Genomic DNA, 2,914 nt, shown 5'->3' on the forward strand with positions numbered 1-2,914 from the left:
CAGTTTATTCCTTTTTGCTGCAATATCTTCTCCCCGTCGCCCTTGGGGACAAGACCAACCATTTCCATATCAGCATCAACCATTATCCTGACAAGTTCCTTGAAAGTAACCTTCGGCTCCCAGCCAAGTTTCTTCTTTGCCCTGGAGGCATCTGCAAGCAAAAAATTAACCTCTGTCGGACGAAAATAACGCGGGTCAATCTCAATAATAACATCTCCGGTGTTCAGGGTTGATACCCCTGACAGTGAACGTACAATACCTTTCTCATTTGCCCCTTTTCCTTTCCATTCAATATCAACCCCGGCATAACCGAATGCCTGTTCCAGAAATTCTTTCACTGTATGGCTTTCCCCTGTGCCGATCACATAGTCATCAGGCGTTTCCTGCTGAAGCATCAGCCACTGACATACCACATATTCAGGAGCGAACCCCCAGTCTCTTTTTGATTCAAGATTGCCGAGATAGAGCCTTTTTTGTTTCCCTGCAATAATATTTGCAACTGCCCTCGTAATCTTTCTTGTTACAAATGTCTCACCCCTTCTCGGGGATTCGTGATTAAAAAGTATGCCGTTGCATGCAAAAAGATTGTATCCTTCCCTGTAATTGACAGTTATCCAGTAGGCATAGACCTTGGCTGCTGCATAAGGGCTCCGCGGATAAAAAGGTGCGCTCTCATTCTGTGGAGGAGGGGTAGCGCCGAACATCTCCGAAGAGGACGCCTGATAAAACTTTGCCTTTATCCCGCTTTTTCTTATTGCCTCAAGGATTCTTGTTGTGCCCAATGCTGTTATATCCCCCGTATATTCAGGCATATCAAAGCTCACCCTTACATGGCTCTGCGCTCCAAGATGATAAACTTCATCAGGCTTGATATTATAGATAATATTTGTAAGCTGGCCTGCATCAGAAAGGTCTCCATAGTGGAGGAAGAGATTTGTCCCGGGGATATGCGGGTCTGTATAAATATGGTCTATCCTCCCTGTATTGAATGTGCTTGCCCTGCGGATGAGTCCGTGAACCTCATAGCCCTTTGACAAAAGCAGTTCAGTCAGATAAGAACCATCCTGCCCTGTTATCCCTGTAATAAAAGCCCTTTTCACAATTTTTTCTCCTTAAATATTGTTTTTTTAACCTGTCTTCCATACTTGTCATCAAACCTCGCTATGTCATCCTCTCCAACATAATCTCCGTTCTGAACCTCAATTATTTCAAGAAGGTCATTGCCAGGGTTTTCAAGTCTGTGGAGCGTTGACTTCGGAACATATGCAGATTCGTTTTCACGGATTAATAGCTCCCTGTCACCTATTGTCACTTTTGCGGTTCCTTTTACAACCACCCAGTGCTCTGACCTGCGGTGATGCATCTGAAGGCTCAGTCTCTCCCGAGGGTTTACCGTTAGTCTTTTTATCTTGTAGCTGGGTCCCACTTCAAGCACTGTGTAACTTCCCCAGGGTCTATATGTCATGACATGTTCATCTGCCTCTTTCCTGTTGTCCTTTTTAAGTTTATTTACGACATCCCTTACTTTCTGCGCCTCTCCCCTTTTTGCAATAAGTATGGCATCTTCTGTCTCAACTACAAGACAATCTTCTATTCCTATGGTTGATATATGCCTCTTATTGCCAAGTATCATTGTCTTTTGGGTATCTATCGCGACAATGTCGCCTTTCTTAATATTCCCCATCTTATCCTTATCAAAAATATCATACAATGAATCCCATGAGCCTATGTCGTTCCAGTACAAATCAAGCGGCAGTGTCACAACTTTATCTGATTTTTCCATTACAGCATAATCTATGGATATCTCAGGCATCTGATTGAAGCTTGCAGCCATCTCATTAAAATTCATAGATGCAATTTTAGTTATTTCGGGAACATATCTTTTGAATTCTTTTATCATCGTGCCTATGCTGAATGCAAACATCCCTGAGTTCCAGTAATAATTACCTCTGCTTACATATCTTGCAGCTGTCTTAACATCAGGCTTTTCTACAAATCTCTCTACTTCTAAAAACTTCTGACTTCTGACTTCTGACTTCTCACTTCTCACTTTAATGTATCCGTATCCCGTCTCAGGTCGGTCGGGTCTTATCCCGAAGGTAACTATATAACCTTTCTTTGCGATCTCCTCCGCCTGTTTTAAATATCTAATGAATTTATCAACAGGCTTGATTATGTGGTCAGAAGGGGAGATGAAAACTACATCTTCTTCGTTGCAGTCTAATTTATCCAGGCAGTATTTAATCCCAAGTGCTATTGCAGGGGCTGTATTTCTGGAAACAGGCTCAAGGATAATATTATGTATAGGCAAAGGTAAAGACAAAGAATTTAAGTCTGATAGAACGTGGAATTTGTAATCACTGTTCGTCATCAGAATAATATCTTCAGCAGGCACCGCCCGCAGAAGTCTAATGATTGTCTGCTGTAAAAGAGAATGCCCGCTGTTCAGCTTCAGAAACTGTTTCGGGTAATTCTTTCTTGACAGGGGCCAAAGCCTTGTGCCGCTGCCGCCTGCGAGGATTATCGCCTTCATCGAACCTCTGCCTTCATCTTTTCCACTAAGATTTTCATGTTTTTGCACTGCTCCGCCCTTTCAGTTACATTGTAGGTAACCTACAAGGGCTCAATTGAGTTTAGAGTTATGAGTTAAGAGTTATGAGTTTCAACTTTTAACTTTCAACTTCTAACTTTAAACTGTTTCAACATTTGATGCTTCTATCTTTACGGCTACTCCCTGGCGTAAAATATCCACAGAAAGCACGAGCATATGCTGTCCTAACTTCTCAACGAGGATTCCTTCCACACCAGCAAGTGGACCATTTTTTATCCTGACCCCCTGGCCTTCCTTAAGATAGGGATAGAGGTCAAGGGCTTCTTTGCTTTCTAAAAGTCTTTTTAAAGAAATTATCTGTTC

3 protein-coding genes are annotated in these 2,914 nt (G+C 42.3%); all 3 read right to left on the reverse strand.

The window, feature by feature from the left end; all coding sequences use genetic code 11:
* Positions 1-1,100, reverse strand: a 1,100-nt coding sequence (gene gmd / locus HZA08_06015; GenBank protein MBI5192982.1) for a GDP-mannose 4,6-dehydratase, incomplete at its 3' end; no start/stop codon positions are given.
* Positions 1,097-2,533: a mannose-1-phosphate guanylyltransferase/mannose-6-phosphate isomerase gene (locus tag HZA08_06020; protein MBI5192983.1), complete on the reverse strand. Its 1,437-nt coding sequence runs from the start codon at positions 2,531-2,533 to the stop codon at positions 1,097-1,099. The genes HZA08_06020 and gmd, both read right to left, overlap by 4 nt.
* A 156-nt stretch (positions 2,534-2,689) precedes the next feature.
* On the reverse strand, positions 2,690-2,914 hold a 225-nt coding region (locus HZA08_06025), incomplete at its 5' end, for an antitermination protein NusG (protein ID MBI5192984.1).

Source organism: Nitrospirota bacterium (genome assembly GCA_016212215.1).
In the GTDB taxonomy this organism is placed as follows: domain Bacteria; phylum Nitrospirota; class 9FT-COMBO-42-15; order HDB-SIOI813; family HDB-SIOI813; genus JACRGV01.

What these genes read in the sequence shown, in the direction of transcription:
- HZA08_06020 (MBI5192983.1), bottom strand. Translation starts at nt 2,533, where the DNA reads ATGAAGGCGATAATCCTCGCAGGCGGCAGCGGCACAAGGCTTTGGCCC.